Annotated in this window: 15 protein-coding genes; all 15 read right to left on the reverse strand. The window is 71.8% G+C overall.

What is annotated here, in order from left to right; genetic code table 11:
- Positions 1–83: 83 nt before the first annotated feature.
- Positions 84–1088, reverse strand: a complete 1005-nt coding sequence (locus ACZ4M8_RS08375; protein ID WP_467604482.1) for a zinc-binding dehydrogenase — start codon at positions 1086–1088, stop codon at positions 84–86.
- A gap of 98 nt (positions 1089–1186) precedes the next feature.
- Complete coding sequence (locus tag ACZ4M8_RS08380) at positions 1187–3235, reverse strand: thioredoxin domain-containing protein (RefSeq protein ID WP_467604483.1); 2049 nt, start codon at positions 3233–3235, stop codon at positions 1187–1189.
- A 176-nt stretch (positions 3236–3411) separates the two neighbouring features.
- On the reverse strand, positions 3412–4662 hold the full coding sequence (locus ACZ4M8_RS08385; RefSeq protein WP_467604485.1) for an activator-dependent family glycosyltransferase: 1251 nt from the start codon (positions 4660–4662) through the stop codon (positions 3412–3414).
- A gap of 114 nt (positions 4663–4776) precedes the next feature.
- The gene (locus tag ACZ4M8_RS08390) at positions 4777–5715 is read right to left on the reverse strand and encodes an NAD-dependent epimerase/dehydratase family protein (RefSeq protein WP_467604486.1); all 939 of its coding nucleotides are present in this window, start codon (positions 5713–5715) and stop codon (positions 4777–4779) included.
- 421 nt (positions 5716–6136) lie between these two features.
- A complete protein-coding gene (locus ACZ4M8_RS08395; protein ID WP_467604489.1) occupies positions 6137–6898 on the reverse strand; it encodes an NAD-dependent epimerase/dehydratase family protein in 762 nt (253 codons plus the stop codon).
- 172 nt (positions 6899–7070) lie between these two features.
- A complete protein-coding gene (gene rfbB, locus ACZ4M8_RS08400; RefSeq protein ID WP_467604491.1) occupies positions 7071–8057 on the reverse strand; it encodes a dTDP-glucose 4,6-dehydratase in 987 nt (328 codons plus the stop codon).
- Between the two features lie 74 nt (positions 8058–8131).
- Entirely contained in the window at positions 8132–8908 is a 777-nt protein-coding gene (locus ACZ4M8_RS08405; RefSeq protein WP_053921806.1) for a class I SAM-dependent methyltransferase, read from the reverse strand.
- 253 nt (positions 8909–9161) lie between these two features.
- The gene (locus ACZ4M8_RS08410) at positions 9162–9803 is read right to left on the reverse strand and encodes a dTDP-4-dehydrorhamnose 3,5-epimerase family protein (RefSeq protein ID WP_467604494.1); all 642 of its coding nucleotides are present in this window, start codon (positions 9801–9803) and stop codon (positions 9162–9164) included.
- Between the two features lie 211 nt (positions 9804–10014).
- The gene (locus tag ACZ4M8_RS08415; RefSeq protein WP_467604497.1) at positions 10015–11169 is read right to left on the reverse strand and encodes a nucleotide disphospho-sugar-binding domain-containing protein; all 1155 of its coding nucleotides are present in this window, start codon (positions 11167–11169) and stop codon (positions 10015–10017) included.
- Between the two features lie 6 nt (positions 11170–11175).
- On the reverse strand, positions 11176–12321 hold the full coding sequence (locus ACZ4M8_RS08420; protein WP_467604498.1) for a nucleotide disphospho-sugar-binding domain-containing protein: 1146 nt from the start codon (positions 12319–12321) through the stop codon (positions 11176–11178).
- Positions 12322–12504: 183 nt separating this feature from the next.
- Entirely contained in the window at positions 12505–13683 is a 1179-nt protein-coding gene (locus ACZ4M8_RS08425) for a nucleotide disphospho-sugar-binding domain-containing protein (RefSeq protein WP_467604499.1), read from the reverse strand.
- Positions 13684–13696: 13 nt separating this feature from the next.
- On the reverse strand, positions 13697–14938 hold the full coding sequence (locus tag ACZ4M8_RS08430) for a nucleotide disphospho-sugar-binding domain-containing protein (RefSeq protein WP_467604501.1): 1242 nt from the start codon (positions 14936–14938) through the stop codon (positions 13697–13699).
- A gap of 435 nt (positions 14939–15373) precedes the next feature.
- Positions 15374–16369: an NAD-dependent epimerase/dehydratase family protein gene (locus tag ACZ4M8_RS08435; RefSeq protein WP_467604502.1), complete on the reverse strand. Its 996-nt coding sequence runs from the start codon at positions 16367–16369 to the stop codon at positions 15374–15376.
- Between the two features lie 59 nt (positions 16370–16428).
- Complete coding sequence (gene rfbA / locus ACZ4M8_RS08440) at positions 16429–17340, reverse strand: glucose-1-phosphate thymidylyltransferase RfbA (RefSeq protein WP_467604503.1); 912 nt, start codon at positions 17338–17340, stop codon at positions 16429–16431.
- A gap of 204 nt (positions 17341–17544) precedes the next feature.
- Positions 17545–18726 carry a cytochrome P450 gene (locus tag ACZ4M8_RS08445; RefSeq protein WP_467604506.1) on the reverse strand — a complete coding sequence of 394 codons (1182 nt, stop codon included), beginning with the start codon at positions 18724–18726 and terminating at the stop codon, positions 17545–17547.
- Between the last annotated feature and the right edge of the window lie 68 nt (positions 18727–18794).

An 18794-nucleotide genomic window follows, 5' to 3' on the forward strand; every position in this document is an offset into this window, starting at 1 on the left:
GGCAGGCTACCGCCGGACCCGGCCGGGCGGGGCGGAAGCCGCGGGGCGGCCGTGGGCCCCGCCCCACCGGTTCAGCCCCGGGCTCACAACTCCACGATCACCGCGCCCGTATGGCGTCCCTCGGTCAGCCCCCGCAGGGCGGCCGGGGCCTTCTCGATGCCGTACAGCCGGTCGTGGGGGAAGGTGAACGTGCCGTTCCGCAGGCCCTCGCCGAAGCGGGCGGTCCACTCCGGAATCCGGTCCAGATGATCGTGGAGGGTCACCCCGCGCAGGGTGATACCGCGGCCGAGCAGCGAGAACGCGTCGATCTCCAGCGGGGCCACGCTCTCCCCGGCCATCTGGGCGGCGAGCGCGCCGACGACCGCGATCCGGGCGCCGCGGCGGGCCACCGCGAACGCGGCGCGCAGCTGCTCACCGCCGACGTTGTCGAAGACCGCGTCCACCCCGTCCGGCGCGGCGCGGCGCAGCTGCTCCTCGATCGGCCCGGCGCCCCGGACCACGACCGCGTCGTAGCCGAGGGCCTCGATCAGATGGTCGGCCTTGGCCTGCGAACCGGTGCTGCCGATGACCCGGGCGGCACCCTGCGCCCGCGCGAACTGCCCGGCCAGCGAGCCGACGCCACCGGCCGCCCCGGTGACGAACACGGTGTCGCCGGGCCGCACCTCGGCGCCGGTGACGACCCCCAGCCACGCGGTGGGCGCCTGCGAGAGGTACGCGGCCGGATCGGGCAGCACCCCCGGCTCGACGCGGTGCGCGCCCGCCGCGTCCACCAGCGCGTACTCACGCCAGCCGAGCCGGTGGTGCACCAGATCACCGATGGCCGCCTCACCGCCGGGCGCGGCGACGACCTCGCCGACGGCCGGTCCGCTCAGCGGCTCACCCAGCGCGAAGGGTGTGAGTGGCACATCGCCGGGCTCGCCCATGAGGGTGCGCATCACCGCGGCGACGCTCATCAGCCTGTTCCGCACCAGGAGCTGTCCCGGCGCGGGCTCGGGGACCGGCACCTGAACGATCTCGAAGTGCGCGTCGGTGAGCGGCCCTTCGGGCCGGGCCGCCAGATGGACTTCACGTGCGGTGCGCTGCGTCATGTACCGATCTCACGCCCGATCATGTACCGGAGTCAACTCCGTCATGAGGCGGAGGACCTTCCGACCGAGAGACCCGGCCCCGCCCAGGTCCCCGCAGCTCAGCGCAGCGACCCGCGCAGCCGCCCGGTCAGCTCGTCCGGGTCCGTCACCGGCCGCTCGCAGGTGAAGTGGCGGCAGACGTACGCGGCGGGGGCGCCGTCGACCAGCGGCCGGCCGTGGAGCAGCGGTACGGCGTCCGCGTCGTGGGTGTCCGGCTCGCCGACCGCGACGACCGAGCCGGGCACGGTGCCGAGCAGCGCGGCGCGGTGCAGCGCCCGGGTGGCCGGGTCGTCCGGCGGGCCGACGACGGCGATCTCCCGGGGCCCGTCCACCGCCGCCTCGGCGACGGCCAGTCCCCAGCCGATGAACCGCGGCGCCCGCTCGGCCAGCGCCGTCACGACCGTGAGCGCCTGCTCGGCGGCCTCCCGGTGCGCGGTGCTGCCGGTGAGCGCCCCGTAGGTGAGCAGCGCCCCGGCGGCGGCCGTCCAGCCGGACGGGGTGGCGTTGTCCGTCGGGTCCTGCGGGCGCCTGATCAGCGCCTCCGCGTCCGCCGCCGTGTCGTACAGCGTGCCGTCCGCGGCGCGGAACTGCACCAGCACCGTGTCGAGGAGGAGGCCCGCGAAGTCCACCCAGACGCCCTCGCCGGTGACGGCGGCGAGGGTGAGGAAGCCCTCGGCGACGTCGGCGTAGTCCTCCAGGACGCCGTTGTTGTCGCCGGGGACGCCGTCCCGCGAGGTGCGGTGCAGCCGGGCCCGGCCGTCCATGTGGACGCGGACGAGCAGGTCGGCGGCGTCGGTGGCCGCCTGGACGAGGTCGGGCCGGTCGAAGTACGCGCCGGTCTCGGCGAGCGCGGCGACCGCCAGCCCGTTCCAGGCCGCGACGATCTTCTCGTCCCGCCCGGGGCGCGGCCGCGTCTCCCGCGCCGCCAGCAGCCGCTCCCGCACCGACCGCACCCGCTCGGCGTCCACCGGGCCGACGCCGTCGGGCAGTTGCAGCACCGAGGCGCCCTCCTCGAAGGTGCCCTCCTCGGTCACCCCGAAGTACGCGGCGGCGAACTCCGCGTCCGCCTCCCCGAGCGCCTCCCGCAGCTGCGCGGGCGTCCAGACGTAGTACGCGCCCTCGGTGTGCCGCCCCGTGCCGTCGTCGCTGTCCGCGTCCAGCGCGGAGGCGAAACCGCCCTGGGCGGTCCGCAGTTCACGGACCAGGAAGTCGGCGGTCTCCAGTGCGACCCGGCGGGCCGTGCCGGATCCGGTGACGCGCCAGAGGTGCGCGTAGACGCGGCAGAGCAGCGCGTTGTCGTACAGCATCTTCTCGAAGTGCGGGACCGTCCACGTCGCGTCGACCGCGTAGCGCGCGAAGCCGCCGCCGAGCTGGTCGTAGATCCCGCCGCGCGCCATCGCCTCGCAGGTCGCCCCGGCCATCTCCACCGCCGCCTCGGAGTCCGTCCGCCCGTGGTGGCGCAGCAAGAACTCCAGCACCATCGACGGCGGGAACTTCGGGGCCCCGCCGAAACCGCCGTGGACGGCGTCGAACTCCCTGGTCAGCGCCATCAGCGCCCCGGCGAGCCGCTGCTTGTCCACAGGCGCGGCGGCCGACAGCGACCCGAGCGGGGCCCGCCCCGCCAGATCCGCCGTGATCCGCCCGGCGACCTCCCCGACCTCACCGCGCCGCTCCGCCCAGGCGCTGCGGACCCCCTCCAGCACCTGCCGGAACGACGGCATACCGTGCCGCGGCTCCGGCGGGAAGTACGTACCGAAGTAGAACGGCTCCCCGTCCGGCGTCATGAACACCGACATCGGCCACCCGCCCTGCCCGGTGGCCGCCTGCACCGCCTCCATGTAGACGGCGTCGACGTCCGGCCGCTCCTCCCGGTCCACCTTGACCGACACGAAGTGCTCATTCATGAACGCCGCCGTAGCCGCGTCCTCGAAACTCTCGTGCGCCAGCACATGGCACCAGTGACAAGCCGAATAGCCCACGCTCAGAAACACCGGCACATCCCGCCGCCGCGCCTCCTCGAACGCGTCGGTGGACCACGGCCACCAATCGACCGGGTTGTCTGCGTGCTGGAGCAGGTAGGGCGACTGCTCGTCGGCCAGTCGATTCATACCGGCATCGTCGCACAACTCAACCGCGCTGATCAGCAAGGAGACACCGCGCCCGGGGCGGTGGGCCCGGCCCCGGGCCCCTGTCCCGGGCGGGCGCCCGCCACTGCGCGGTCCGGCCCGGAAACGGGAAAAGGCCCCCTGCTCGACGAGCAGGGGGCCCACGCGGCCCGCCCCGCTCAGCGGCGGTGGCGGGCGGTCAGTTCCTCCAGTACCGGGACGAGGTCGGCGGGGGAGGGCATCTCCTCCCATTCCTTGTGCAGCGCGGCCGCACCGTCCTGGAAGGACCGGTCCTCCAGCAGCCGGGTGAGCCCCTTCCGCAGGGCGTCCGCGGTGAACCGGTCGCTGTCGATCACCAGTCCGGCGCCGCTGTCGGCGACGTGCTTGGCGATGGTGGTCTCGCCCCAGAACAGCATCGGCGTGATCAGCTGCGGCACCCGATGGGCCACCGAGGCCGCGAACGTGCCGCCGCCACCGTGGTAGATGACCGCCGAGCAGGTCGGTAGCAGATAGCTCAGCGGTATGTACTCCACCAGGCGGACGTTGTCCGGCACCGCGGCGAGGGAGTCCCGCTGCGCGGCGCCCACCGTGGCCACCAGCTCCACGTCCAGCTCGGCCACCGCCTCGACGACCTCGGCGAACGAGACACCGCTCTGCCGGAAGAGCTGACGGCCGCGCCCGCCGACACCGAGGGTGAGGCAGACCCGCGGCCGCTCGGGCCGCTCGTTGACCCAGCTGGGCACGGAGGCCGTCCCGTTGAAGGGGATGCGGCGCATCGGGACGAAAGGCAGGTCGACCGGCAGCTGCATCCCCTTCGGCATGGGGTCGATGGTCCACTGCCCGAGCAGCAGCTCCTCCTCGTACTCCAGACCGTAGGGCGCCAGCATGCCCTCCATCAGGGCGTTCACCGGGTCCTCCGCGGGCTGCGCCCCCCGCGCCGCCAGATGCTTCCGGGACCGCGCGCGCAGCCAGCCGATGTTGTCGCGGCCCCACAGCATCCGGGCCTGAGCCGCGCCGCTGACCCGCGCGGCCACCGCGGCAGGAACGCAGAACTGGTCCCACACCACCAGGTCCGGCTTCCAGCTGCGGGTGAAGTCGACGAGGTCGGGCAGGACCTGGCGGTAGAGCGACAGGACCTTGCACATCCTCTCCCACTGCTCCTCCCAGCCGGAGGTGTCCGCGGTGTCCAGGAACAGGGCGTCGTCAAGGCTGTCGGTCAGGTCGGGATTGGTGTTGAACTCGACCACCGAGGCCAACTTGTCGCGGGAGCCGAGAGGCACGGCCGCGAGCCCCGCGTCGGTGACGAGGTCCACGGCGTCGGGGTGGATGGCCACCCGTACTTCGTGGCCGGCGTTCTGCAGGGCCCAGGCCGGCGGAACGATCGGGTGCACATGTGCGGTGGCGGGAAAGACGGCGAACAGAACACGCATGAGTGCTTCTCCGTTGGGGTGTCGTGCGGGGAAGGCCGCGGGCCGCTCCGCCCGTCGACGGGCGGGCGGGCCGGCGGTGACGGGCCCAGCGCAGCGGCTGGGGGCCGGAGGTGCTCACCCGGCCGCGAGGAGCGCGGTGAGTGAGGCGTCCAGGTCGCGGCGCGGCTCCCAGCCCAGCAGCCGCCGCGCCAGGGAGATGTCCAGCATCTGGCAGTCCACATCACTGCGGGGGGTGTCCGTCCGGGCCCGTTCGATCAGCCGGACGGGCAGCCCGCTGAGGTGGACCAACCGCTCCGCCACGCGGCGCGCGCTGACCGCCGCCCCGCTGCCGATGTTGATGACGCGCCCCGACACCTCGGCCCGTGGCGCGCGCGCCACGGCGAGTACGGCGTCGGCGACATCGCGTACGTCGACGAAGTCACGCTCCGCGTTCAGCGGGCCGAGGACCAGCTCAGCGCCGGCGGCGTCGCCGTCCCGGCCGAACCGCTTCAGGTGCGCCGCGATGTCGCCGAGGAGACTGCCGGCCGGCATGCCCGTGCCGATGATGTTGGCTATCCGCAGCACGACGCCGTTCAGCTCGGACGCGCCGGCCGCCTCCAGTACGCGGCGTGCCGCCTCCACTTTCGAGCGGCCGTAGGCGTTGACCGGAGCCGGTGTCCGCTCCTCGGTGATACCGGCGTCCCTGCTGCCGGGCCCGTACTCGTGGACGCTGCCGAGCTGGATCAGCAGGGGCCGGTGCGGCAGCGTCCGCACCGCCGCCACCAGGGCGGACACCAACTCCGTGTTGGCTCCCCACATCTGCTGGCCCGACATCTTCCAGTAGCCGCCGGCGGCATTGACGAACACGTCCGCCCCGGTGTCGGCGAGCATCGCGGCGAGCGCCGTGGGCCCTTCCGCGAGCAGATCGAAGGCGATGGAACGCTCGCCCTCCGGACCGCCGCCGGCGGCGGCGCCGGGCAGGGTCCGGGAGACGCTGACGACCCGGGCACCCGACGACCGGAAGGCCGCGCGCAGGTTCCGGCCCACGAAGCCGCTGCCTCCCAGTACTCCCACACAAGGCTGCTCATATGTCATGTCGAGATCCCCACACGCGTATGAGCGCCACCGGTGACGCGGTGCTCCGGCGAGGCCCGGCCGCTGGGGCGGACAACCGCCGGCGGTCCCGCTTCCCGAACGTGGTGGCGGGCAGGGCATACGGGCAGAACACTCCTTTCCCGGCACCGCCCGCGGCGCTCTCCGGTCCGCCCCGGCGCCGGGAGAAGTCCGGGACGGGCCGGTCCGGGACACCCCTGACCGCCATGCCCGGAGGGTGGGCCGGGGCGTCCAGGGCCGTGGCCCGGCCGGGCCCCGCGCCCCGTGCTGCCTTCGAGAGCTTGCCCATGATGTCTCCCCTGTCGGTGGTGAAGGGTGTGCCCGGCCGGCTCGCGGGCCCCGGCGGCGTGCGGCGCGGTGCGGGGCGTCGGCGGGTGGGCGTTCAGGCCGCCGTGGAGGGATCAGCCGTGGCGAGGAAGGCATCGAGCACCCGCCGGTAGTAGCCGGGGCCGAAGCCCATGGCCGCCGTCTCCGGGACGAGGGCGCGCAGCTTCTCGGTGGAGATGACGTGGTGGGCGCCCGCGTCCTCGTACCGGCGGCGGACCGACAGGCCCAGCCGGGCCTCCAGGTGATCGACGATCCGCTCCACCGGCACGGCCGTACCGGAGGCCACATTGACCGTCTCGCCGCAGATGCCTTGGGTGAGCAGCCGGTCGATGACGGTGACCACGTCGCGGACGTCGATCAGGTCACGGACGGCGGCGCGCTGGATGCGCACCGTGCCCTTGCGCATCTGCTGGATGAGGGCGGGGATCAGCTGGTGCGGGGGCTGGCCGGTGCCGACGAGGTGCCCCAGGCGCAGGATCAGGTGGTCGGCACCGGAATCCTGCAACCGGCTCTCCAGCGCGAGCTTGTGCGCGCCGTACGGGGTGCAGGGAGTGATCGGGCTGTCCTCCCGGCCCGGCCCGTCCACCGCGCCGTACATGCCGGTGGCCGCGGTGGAGAAGAAGAGCAGCCGGCGTCCGGTGGCACGGCACCGGTCCGCGGTCCGCGTCAGCAGTGCGGCCTCCCGGGCGAAGTCGGCGTCCGAAGTGCCGCTGGCCCAGGAGACACCCGCCGCCAGGGCGACCGTGCCCGGGTGGCGGTGCGCGAGAGGGCTCAGGTTCCGGGCGAGGAATCCGTTGCCCAAGATCTCCATGGTCATCCGCGGGCCTCCACGAATTCCTTCATCGACGGTGATGACGTGGCCGAGCAATCGGTCGGCCGGGGTTGGGGGGCACGCCGCCCCGGGAGCTGCGGTCGGTGCCGCTGCCGGCGGGGGTGCCCGCGCCCGGTGCAGCCCGGTGCCGCCGGGCGGATCCATGGGAAGAGGGGTCTCACGTCTGCGAGCCGCCTCCCCGCGTGATGCCCTTCCACCAGGCGGGGTTGTCCCGGTACCAGGCGACCGTGTCGCCCAGGCCCTGGTCGAAGGGGATCCGCGGGGCGTACCCCAGCTCCTCGCGGATCTTGGTGTCGTCGAGGGCGTAGCGCAGGTCGTGCCCCTTGCGGTCGGCGACCCGCCGGACCCGGGACCGGTCGGAGCCGGTCAGCGCGAGCAGGCGCTCGGTGACGGCCCGGTTGGTCCGCTCGTCACCCCCGCCGACGTTGTAGACCTCACCCGCCCGGCCCTTGTTCAGCACGAGGTCGATCGCACGGCAGTGGTCGTCCACATGGAGCCATTCGCGGATGTTGCCGCCGTCCCCGTACAGCGGCACCTGCTCCCCTTCGAGCAGGTTGGTGACGAAGAGCGGGATGAGCTTCTCGGGGTGCTGGTAGGGCCCGTAGTTGTTGGAACACCGGGTGATCGAGACGTCCACGCCGTGGGTGCGCCAGTACGACCGCGCCAGCAGATCCGACGCCGCCTTGGACGCGGCGTACGGGCTGTTGGGTTCCAGCGGCCGGTCCTCCGTCCAGGACCCCTCGTCGATGGAACCGTAGACCTCGTCCGTGGAGACGTGGACGACGCGCCGCACCCCGCCGGCGAGGGCCGCGTCGAGCAGCCGCTGGGTGCCGGTCACATTGGTGCGGACGAACTCATCGGCCGCTTCCAGGGAGCGGTCCACGTGCGACTCGGCGGCGAAGTGGACCACCGCGTCATGGCCGGGCAGCAGCCGGCGCAGCAGCGCGCTGTCGCAGATGTCGCCGCGGACGAAGGTCAGGCGCGGATGCGCCCCGGGGAGGTTCGCGCGGTTCCCGGCGTAGGTGAGCTTGTCCAGGACCGTGACGTGCGCGCCCTCCCACTCCGGGTAGCCCCCGTCGAGATGCGTGCGCACATAGTGCGAGCCGATGAAACCGGCGCCGCCGGTGACCAGGATCTTCCTCATGCCGCTACCTCGATTCGCAGATGGTCACCGGCGAGGGGCCGGTGGTGGGGTGCTTCAGCCTGAGCGGCGGCGGATCAGTTCTCCCCCCACTCCAGGTAGATGATCGGGGATTCACGGTGGGGCAGCTGACGCAGTTTCGCGTTGCCGAGTTCCATGAATTCGGCCAGCGCCTTGGTCTCGCCGGGCCATTTGGGGTGGGCAAGTTCATCGAATGCCAGAATGCTTCCCTTGACCATGTGCGGCCGGATGGCGTGGAGGATCTCCAGCGTGGGCTCGTACAGATCGACATCGATGTAGGCCAGGGCGATGACCGTCTCCGGATTCTCTTCCAGATACTGCGGAAGCGTACTGCGGACGTCTCCCTGCACCACGAAGCTGCGCTGGGTGTGGCCATAGGGTTCGCCCAGTTCATGGGCGGCGAGCACGGCACGGAGGTGATCCACCTCGCCCTCGGGGACGGCGAACCGGCCGGCGACCGCGCTGGGCGTCGCGCGATCGATGTCAGCGATATCGGGAAATCCCGTGAAGGTGTCGAAGCCGACCACGCGGCGGAGCGAGTTGTACGGCTCGTAGATGCTGCGAAGTGCGGTGAAGGAAGCGAGATGACGTCCGTGGAGAACGCCGAACTCCATGATCACACCCGGCACGTCGGTGACCATCCGGTACAGCGCGTCCATGGCCAGCAGGTCGGCGAGTTGGTGGCGGCGCAGGTACACCGGCAGGTTGTCGATCAGGTACTCGGGCGGGATCGGCGTCTCGGCCAGGAGTTTGGTGAGGCGCAGGCGTGACTCGCGTTCCTGCTCCGACTCGTGCGGGACGACCTTGGGGTCCTTGTAGTCACTGTTCATCATGCTCTTCCTCTCTCGTTGTCCGTCGGTTTCTGAACGGCCCGAGGGCCGTGGAGCGGCGCGGACCCGCGGACCACGGCGTGGTGGTGGTCTGGGCGTCAGCCCTGGTCGCGCCGCTCGCGGTAGCGCGGGGTCTCCGCTGCGACGGGTGGCTCACCGCGCCCCTTCGCGGGCGGGACGGTGCGGGACCTGTTCGAAGGCCACCCCGGTCAGCGCCCTTCGGCGGGTCCCGCTCCGCCGGCGGGATCGCTGCCTTTCACGAGCGGGGGCCGGTCAGTCCCTGCTCCGCCCCTGCCGCGACGCCCAGTCGGGCCTCCAATTCCAGGCAGAGCTCGTAGTCGGGGAGCAGTCCGCGCTCCGCTGCCTGGTCGAGGGTGGGTGCGGCGGCGTCCCGCTCGGAGAGGATCGGGTCGATGTCCTCGGGTATCGGCAGGCCGAGCGCCGGATCGAGCGGCGAGAGCGCCAGTTCCTGCTCTGCGACGTACGGGGCGGAGGTCAGGTACGACATCACGGTGTGGTCGGTGAGCGCCACGAAGGCATGACCGACACCGACCGGCAGGTACACGGCGCGGAACCCGGACTGGTCCAGGAGGACGGCTTCCCATTTGCCGAACGTGGGCGAGCCGCGCCGGATGTCCACGGTGAAGTCCAGGCTCCGCCCGCTCGCGCAGTAGACGTACTTGGCGGCGCCCGGCGGTGCGACGGTGTAGTGAATTCCCCGGACGACGCCTCGTCGGGACAGGCTGTGGTTGCCCTGGGCGACCGCGAACAGCGGCCCGCCCCGGGCCGTTTCGAAAACCGACTGCTGAAAAGGAGCGACGAACACGCCGCGTTCGTCGGAGAACGTCCGCGAGGTGAATTCCAGCGCGCCCTGCACAGCGAGCTTTCGCGCTTCCATGTATCCCTCCGAACAGGAGCTGAAATGGGCAAGGGAAATCTTCCGCGCACCGCACGGCAAAGCCGGGGCGCCGGTGGGGAAAGAAGCGATCGGGCGGGCCACGCGGGGCTGGCACGGGATCGCGGACAACCGAGCGCACGCGAGGTGAACACCCTGCTTGCGGGCGTCCGGGATTCATCGGGAAACGATGACGTCATGCGAACGGGAACGTTCAGCGGTCCGCCAGATCCGCCAGCGCGCCGACCATCCGGTGCGGCGACGGCATGGCCGTGATCTCGTCGCGGAGCGCCTGGGCACGGGTGGCGTAGGAGACGTCCGAGACGGCCTCGCGGCACGCCGCGCCGACGGCGTCGGGCGCGTCCTCGCCGGTCCTCAGTGTCACGGCAGCGCCGTAGCCGGCCAGGCGCTCGGCCGCGTCGGCGAGCATCGCCGCGCCCGGGACGATGACTTGCGGCGTCCCGGCGTACATGCCCGTCAGGCTGGTCACGCCGCCCCCGTGGTGCACGAGCAGATCGCACGTCGGGGCCACCACGTCCAGGGGGAACCACCCCGCGCGCACCTCGCCGCAGACCTCGCGCAGGTCGGCGGCGAGGCCGTCGGGGGCGGCGATCAGGACCTCGGCGTTGAGCGGGGCCAGCTCGGCCACCGTACGCGTCAGGAAGTCGAAGAGCTTGTGATGGCCGTCGCGGGTCACCTGGCTGCCGGCGGTGAGGCAGATCCGGCGGCGGCCGCCGCGGGTGTACATCCACGGTTCGAGCTGCCGTTGACGGTTCGCGGGGACGTACCGCATCGGCGCTGCCGGGCGGGCTGCGGCGGGCCGCAGACCGGGCGGGCACACGTCGATGAACAGATCGGGCTCCGGGAGGTGCGCCAGTCCCAGCTCACGCAGTTCGGGCCGGAGTTCCTCCTCGGCACCGGGGTGCACATGCGTCGCGTCGATCGCGTCCCACGCCAGCCGCACCCACGGGACCCCGAGGTGCCGCGCCAGCAGCGGCGCCGCGTACGTCATGGTCCCGCCGACGACGACGTCGGGGCGCCACGCCGCCGTGAACTCCTTGAGGGCGCCCAGGCTCGCGGCGGCCATACGGCCGAACCAGCGGCCGGTGAACACCCCCTGCTCGGCCACCCCGGCGCCGAGCGGCGGTGGCACCGGCCGCCCCTGCCGGTCCCGGGAGATGAAGTGCCGGAGCGGCAGGCCGGTCGTCGCGACCGCCGGAATCGCCGTCGCCTCGGTGGCGGGCATCAGCTCACTGTTGGCCGCCATGAAGATCTCGTGACCGGCGCCGCGCAGTGCCGTGGCGAGCGGGGCCAGCGAGAACACGGTCGCCTGGCCGCCTCCGGTGGCGAAGAGAACCCTCATCGACATGTCTCCCTAACGTGAGCGGGTTGCCAGGTCCTCTAGTACGCCGACCACTTCGCTCGGGGACGGCATGGCGGCGATCTCCCGGCCGAGCGCCTGGGACCTGTCCTTGTAAGCCGGGTCCTCGATGAGTGTCCGGAGGGCCTTCGCGACGCTGCCGGGGGTGACCTCGTCGGGCAGCAGGTTGATCGCGGCGCCGTAGTCGGCGACGAGTTGCGCGGCGCGCCGGACCTTCTTCTCCTGGGGCAGCAGCAGTTGCGGCACTCCCGAGATCATCGCGGTCTGGCCGGTGAGGCCGCCGGCGTGGTGCACGATGAGGTCGCAGGTCGGCATCAGCACATCCAGCGGAATCCACCCCGCCCGGATGCCGTCGCACTGGTTGCGCAGTTCGGCGGCGACCTCCTCCGGCGCGGGGATGACGATCTCGGCGTCCAGGACGGCGAGGCTGTCCACCATGCTCCGGATGAGTTCGAAGTTGTTGTCCCGGGCGGCCATGCTTCCGCCCGTGACGCACACCCTGCGCCGCTCACCGCGGGTGTACATCCACGGTTCGACGGGATTCTGGGAGTTGATGGGGACCCACCGGACCTGCTGGGCTGGTGTGGCGCCGGACCACCGGACCCCGGGCGGGCAGTTGTCGATCAGCAGATCGGGCTGCGGGACGCCGTCCAGACCCAGCTGCCGGAGTTCCGGTTCGAGCTCCCCCTCGCTGCCCACATGGATACCCACGGTGTCCAGCGCGGCCCAGGTGTGCCGCACCCACGGCACCGACAGTTCGTGGGCCAGGAGCGCCGCCGCATAGGCGTGCGGCCCTCCGATCACGATGTCCGGGCGCCAGCCGGCCGCCACCTCCCGCAGCTGTACCAGGCTTTCCGCCGCCACCCGCCCGAACCAGCGGCCCGTGTACCGGATGAAATCGGGGTGGTCCACGTCGTCCGGGACGGTCTCCCGTTCCCCGTTGCGCCGCGTGGCCTTGATGTCGGCTATCGGGGTGGTGGTGGCGGCGACGGCGGGCAGACCGAGCCCGGCCACCACCGATGTCCGTTCCTTCAGTGTCGACATGAAAACCTGGTGCCCCTCATCACGTGCCGCGGTCGCGAGCGGGGCGAGAGCGAACGCGTTGGACGGGGTGGGGCCCGCGACGAACAACATCTTCATGGGCGAACCGTTCTCTTCTCGTCGTGTCGGGGGGGCTGCTTCCCGAAGGGAAGCGGGAGACAGGTGAGCAGGCCCCGGCCGGACCCGCGAGGAGCGGAAAAAGCTCGCGCCTGCCGACGGGTACGCGCCGCCGGGGCGGCGGCATTCCTCCGGGAACCACGAGCGGCGCACTGCCACCCGATTTCAGCCGTGGGCGTGGGAAAGAGCGAGGCTTTCCAGGTCGGAGGCGATCCGCGCGGGGGACGGCATGGCCGCCATCTCCGCACTCAGGGATCCGGCCGCCTCGGCGTACCGCGGGTCTGTGAGCAGTTGGGTCAGCGCCTCGCGGAGAAGTCCCGGATCGTCCTGGTCGGCCACGGTGTCGAAGCTGATGCCCGCGCCGGTGGCCGCCAGACGGTCACCGTGCGCGAAACAGTCGGCCATCTGCGGGAGGACGAGCTGCGGCAGCCCGAAGAGGGTGGCGGTCATGGTGGTGGCCGCACCGCCATGGGTGATGATCGCGTCGCAGGAGCCGAGGAGCAGATGGAGCGGGACGGGGTCGACCATCCGCACGTTGGCCGGCACCGGTCCGATGCGCTCCCGGTGCTCCGCGCCGACGGTGGCGATCACTTCGACGTCCCGCATCTTCGCGAACGAGTGCAGCAGCGCCCGCACGAAGGGCACCCCGTTGTAGACCAGGGTTCTTCTGCCGAGGGAGACGGCGACCCGCTTGGTACGCGGGTCCGGCCGGTCCCACTCGGCGCGCAGCCAGGACGGCAGCATCTCGCTGCCGTTGAACGGCACGTAGCGCACCGGGGTCCCGGGCTTCAGTTCCGGGAGCTGCAGCGCGCCGGGGCAGGAGTCGAGGACCACCGTCGGCTCGGGGAGGGTTTCCAGCCCCAGCGTCCGGCAGGTCCCGCGCAGTTCCTCCCTGGCCGCGGGGAGCCGGGGTGTGCCGATCGGATCGACACCCCAGCGGTGGTGGACGACCGGGACCCTCAACAGTGCTCCCAGCATGAGTGCGCTGTACTCCAGCGGGTCAGAGATGATCAGTTCCGGGCGGAAGGAGCGGGCAAAACCCAGATAGTCCCCCACCATGGTTCTCGCGTGCTCGATCCACACACCTCCGAAGCCGCCCTTCGTGCCGCGCGGCCGGGATTCCAGCGGGCGTTTCCCCGGCGCCAGGTCGCCGAGCACCATCCGTTCGGTGTCGAACGGGTCGCCCAGGCTCACGAAGTTCAGCCCGGCCGTACGGGCCGGTTCCGCGCTGTCGGGTCTTCCCAGGACGAGCACCTCGTGGCCCGCGGCACGGAGGGCCCAGGCCACCGGCACCAAGGTCGCCAGGTGGCTCGGGTCGGGAGTCGTCATCACCAGGACGCGCATTCAGCTCTCCTACTCACTGGGCGAGGGCGGACAGCGAAGACACCAGCGCCGCCGGAGTGGGCTGGGACTCCGTCTCGTCCCGCAGTTTCCGTGCGGCGACCGCGTGGGCGGGGTCCGTGAGGAGCGACGTGACGGCCGCACGGATCGCCCCCTCGTCCGCCTGGACGTTGGACAGGGACCGAGCCGCACCGGCTCCGGCGATCCGTCCGGCGATCACTTCCTGATCCAGACCTGTGTGGATGGCCAACTGCGGGACTCCGGCCGTCAGCGCGGTCATGGCACAGCCGGCGCCCCCGTGGTGGACGACCACATCGCAGCTGGGCGTCAGCAGATGCAACGGCGTGCGCTCCAGCAGCCGCACGCCGGGCGGAAGCGCTCCCGCACGTTCCATCCGTTCGCGGTCGGCGCCCGTGAGCAGCACGAGGACCTCGGCGCCCAGCCCTGCGAGCGCGTTCACCACACGCGGCACCGCGAAGGAAGCCGGCCCGTAGATGCCGCTGACGGAGGTCCCCCACACCACGCACACCCGCGGTCCGGCGGCACGGCCCTCGCCGTGCGGCAGCCGTGCCCCGGGCCCGTTGTACGGCACATGCCGGACGGGCAGCCGCTCCGCCTTCAGGGGTGGCCGCGCGCTTGCGGGAGAGGGGTCGATCACGTGCTCGTAGACGTGCGGCCCCATCTGCCCCACGCCGTACCGGGGGAACGCCCCACCGGGGTCCATGGGCACGAAGCTCGCCCCGGGTGGTGCTCCCGGTACGTCGTCATTCGGGCCGACGGGTCCCCACAGCTGCAGCACGGCGGGAATATCCAGGACTTTCCCGACGAGCGGCCCTTCGAAGCTCATGAGGTCGTGGACCACGAGATCGGGACGCCACCGGCGCGCGAATTCCACCGCGGCGTCACTGCTCCGGGTCGTGACACCGATGGCCCAGTCATGATTCTCCCGGGACCATGCACCCATATCGAATTCATCGAGCGAGTTGAGCGGGTCCCCGGTGAGCGGGTGCAGCGGGAGTTCCGAAAAGGGCCATGAGCCGAATTGGGCCATGCGGAAATTGTGCAGCCGGCCACGCACCGTCATGTCCATGGCCTCGAGAACCGGAACCGGCATGAGCCCCGCGCCGCTCACCGGCTGCGTCTGGCACGGCGTGCAGACGACGTTCACCTCGTGCCCGGCCGCCTGCAACGCCCACCCCAGGGGCACCATGGAGGCCCAGTGTCCGGGCCAGTTGGACACGGCGAACAGAACCCGCACGCGAACTCCTCTCGAATGGGCGAATCGCTTCGAACCGGCGAATGGCCCGGCCGGGACGCTGTCGCCGCACCTCGCCCCGCGGACGAGGGCGCGCCGCCTGCCCGCACGTCCGGCATCGCGACGGCAAGGGGGATTCCCGCCCCGTCACGGCCTGAAGCCGTGACGGGCAGTGCCGAAATCCCGTGGCGGCCGACCGGGACACTGCAGCGGAAGGTAATGAAGAGTTTCTTCGCTCCGGCCCGCAGAAAGCAACCGCATCAGTGCGTGAATTTCATAAAGAAAACCAGGAACGGGTCAGCAATCACAGAGGAAATCCAAGAGAAATGCCAAGGAATCATAAATGGTGACACCGGTCACACCCTTGGGTGCCGCGACCGGAACCGCGGTGGCGGGGCGGCCGCGAGGAAGCCGGCCCGACCGCCGCGCAGTGGCGGGTCAGCGGCTGGTGACGCCCGCGTCCCACATGTCCTGCAGCGACTGCCCGAGTCCGAAGCGCGGGGCGAAGCCCAGCAGGTCGCGGGCGAGCCGGATGTCGGCCTGGATCCAGTCGGCGCCCAGGCCGCGCACGCCGCCGTGCCCCGGGCCGTCCTCCTCCGTGACGCCGGAGTCCGGCAGACCGGCGGCGGCGAGGCAGTGGGCGACCAGTTCCCGCATGGGCACCGCGATCCCGCTGCCGACATTGAACACCCGCCCGCTGACCGGCCGTTCGGCAGCCGCAACGCACACTTCGGCGACATCGCGCACATCGATCCAGTCGCGCCGGGCGTCGACGACGCGCACGGAGAGTGCGGCGCCCTGCCGTGCGGCGCGCAGTCTGGGGAGGAGCTTGCCCGGGAAGCCCGCCGGGGTCGGGTAGGGGCCGCAGGTGTTGACGAGCCGGAGGGCGACACCCTCGACGCGGCCCGCGCGGGCCGCGTCGAGGACGGTCCTGGACGCGGCCAGCTTGGCGTCCGCGTAGGCGTTCGCGGGCCGCGGCTCGATCTCCTCGTGCAACGGGACCCCCGCCTGGCCGGGCCCGTACTCGTGGATGGTGCCGATGTGGACCAGCCGGGGCCGCCCCGGGTTGCCCTCCAGGGCCGCGACCAGTGTGCGGGCCAGCCCCTCGTTGGCGGCCAGCAGCTCGGCGGCGCGGCCCGCGCCGCCGTCCGCGGCGCTGGTCAGGTCGGTGGCGCCCGCCATGTCGGTGGCGTTGACCACGACGCTCGCGCGGACGTCCGCGTCCCGGAACAGCGCGTCCAGCTCGGCGGCGGACGCCGTGAGCAGGTCCAGGGGACGGAACATGTGCTCCGCCACGTGCGGGGCGGGCCGGCGGGCCACGACGACGACGCGGTAGCCGTGCCGGGCGAAGGCGGCACAGACATGCCGTCCGATGCAGCCGGTGCCTCCCAGCACGACCGCGGTCGGGGGCCGGGACGGGGCGGGGTCCTGCATGGGTCCTCCGGAGGTGGGTGGGCGAGGAGAAGAAAGGCTGCCGGTGCCGGGGCCGGGGCTCAGCCGGCCGGCGCGGTCGGGCGGGCCCGCGCTTCGTACACCCCGTCCCCCTCGACGAGGCCGACCAGGTAGGACCCGTAGTCGGTGCTGGACTGCTCGGTACCGAGCCGGCGGCACTGCTCCGCGCTGATGTAGCCCATCCGGAAGGCGGTCTCCTCGACGCAGCCGATACGTATGCCCTGGCGTTGTTCGAGGATCTGAACGTAGTGGCCGGCCTCCAGCAGGGAGTCGTGGGTGCCCATGTCGAGCCAGACGAACCCGCGTCCCAGCTCGGCGAGATGGGCCCGGCCCTGGGCCAGGTACGCCTTGTTCAGATCGGTGATCTCCAGCTCGCCACGGTCGGAGGGGACCAGTTCCTGGGCCATCCGGACCACCTCGTTGCTGTACATGTACAGGCCGGTGACCGCGATGTTGGAGACCGGGTCGGCGGGCTTCTCCGTCAGGGCCGTCAGCCGCCGGTCGGCGTCCAGTTCGGCGACGCCGTAGCGCCAGGGGTCGTTGACCGGGTAGCCGAAGAGCGCGCAGCCGTCGAGGCGGGCGGCGGTGGTACGCAGCAGCTCGGAGAAGCCGTGGCCGTGGAAGACGTTGTCGCCGAGGATCAGCGCCACGTCGTCGTCGCCGATGTGGTCGGCTCCGATGAGGAACGCCTCGGCGATGCCGTTGGGTTCCTTCTGCTCGGCGTACTCCAGCCGGATACCGAGCCGGGAGCCGTCGCCGAGCAGGTCGCGGAACATGTCCAGGTGGCCCGGCGAGGAGATCACCAGGATGTCCTGGATGCCGGCGAGCATGAGCACGGACAGGGGGTAGTAGATCATCGGCTTGTTGTAGACCGGGAGGATCTGCTTCGAGACCACTCCGGTCAGCGGCCTGAGCCGGGTGCCGCTGCCACCAGCGAGGATGATGCCCTTCATATGCCTGTCTCCGTCGGATTCTGCGACTGTGTAGGTTTCTGTGACTGTGGCAGTACCTGTTCCTGCGGTTGCCGATGCCGATGAGGTGGCCTCAACTCCCCCACAGGGGACGCCCGTGCGACCGGCCGCACCTCCCCTCCATCGGCGCGTCACGGCGGGCCGGCGCGCGGCGCCCGCTCGCGGGCGCCCGGGAGGGCCGGACGCTCAGGTGAGCAGGTGCAGCTTCTCCACGCCCGTCACATTGGCCCCCGGCATGAACTCCGGGTCCCGCGCCGGGTCGCGGCGCAGCGCCGGGAAGCGGTCGAAGAGGATGTTCAGGGCGAGCATGCCTTCGAGGCGGGCCAGCGGCGCACCCATGCAGAAGTGCGCGCCCCTGCCGAACGAGAGGTGCTGGATGTTCTCCCGGTCGAGATCGAAGGTGTGCGGGTCGCGGAAATGACGCTCGTCGCGGGCCGCGGCGGCCGTCCACGTCATGACCACCGACCGCGGGGGGATCTCGGCGTCGCCGATCCGCGCCGTCTTGGTGGTCACCCGGCGCAGCGTGGACAGCGGGCTGAACAGCCGCAGCGACTCCTCGATCGCGGTGGGGATGCGGCCACGGTCCCGGCGTACGGCCGCCATGGCCGAAGGGTGGGCATCCAGGCACAGGATCGTGTTGCCCAGCAGCATCGTCGTGGTGATGTGCCCCGCCACCAGCAGGACCAGGGAGAAGTTGCCCACCTCGGCCGAGGACAGCCGCTCGCCGTCCACCTCGGCCTGGACGAGCCTGGTCAGCAGGTCGTCGCGCGGGGCGGCGCGGCGCTGCTCGACATGGCCGAGCAGGTAGTCGGAGAGGTTCTGGATCTGGGTGAGGGCCTCCTCGCGCTGCCGCCGCAGCTGAGGGGTGTCCTCGCCGGTGGAGAACGCCTGGTTGCTCTCCAGCAGCTTGCCGACCCACTCCTTGAACAGCGGGCGGTCACTGCTGGGCACTCCGAGCAGTTCGGCGATGACGATGACGGGCAGCGGGTGCGCCAGCACCTCCACGAGGTCGAACGAGTCACCCGGCCCGACCGCGTCGAGCAGTTCGTGGGTGATCTCCTTGATACGGGGTTCGAGTCCGGCGACCACGCCGCGGGTGAACACCCCACTGACGATCTTGCGCATCTTGGTGTGTTCGGGTGCGTCCATCGTCGTGAGGTTGCCGGGGAAGATCTGCCGCTGGCCCTCCGGCGCCAGCACGCTGAGGTCGGAGGAGAAGGTCCCCGGGTCGTTGAGCACCTGGAGCGCCTCCGCGTAGCCGTAGACGTTCCACAGCTGTTTGGCCTCGTCGTACGCGACGGGGGCCGGGGGGCGTTCACCGCGCATCCAGAACTGGTCCGGGTGGAAGTTCCACTGCTGGGAGGACATGGACGCTTCGGTCCTTTCGGTTCGGTGGTGGGTGGCGCGTCCCGGGGCCGGAGGGACGCGCGGGCGAT

The organism is Streptomyces sp. NPDC027185 (assembly GCF_055567035.1).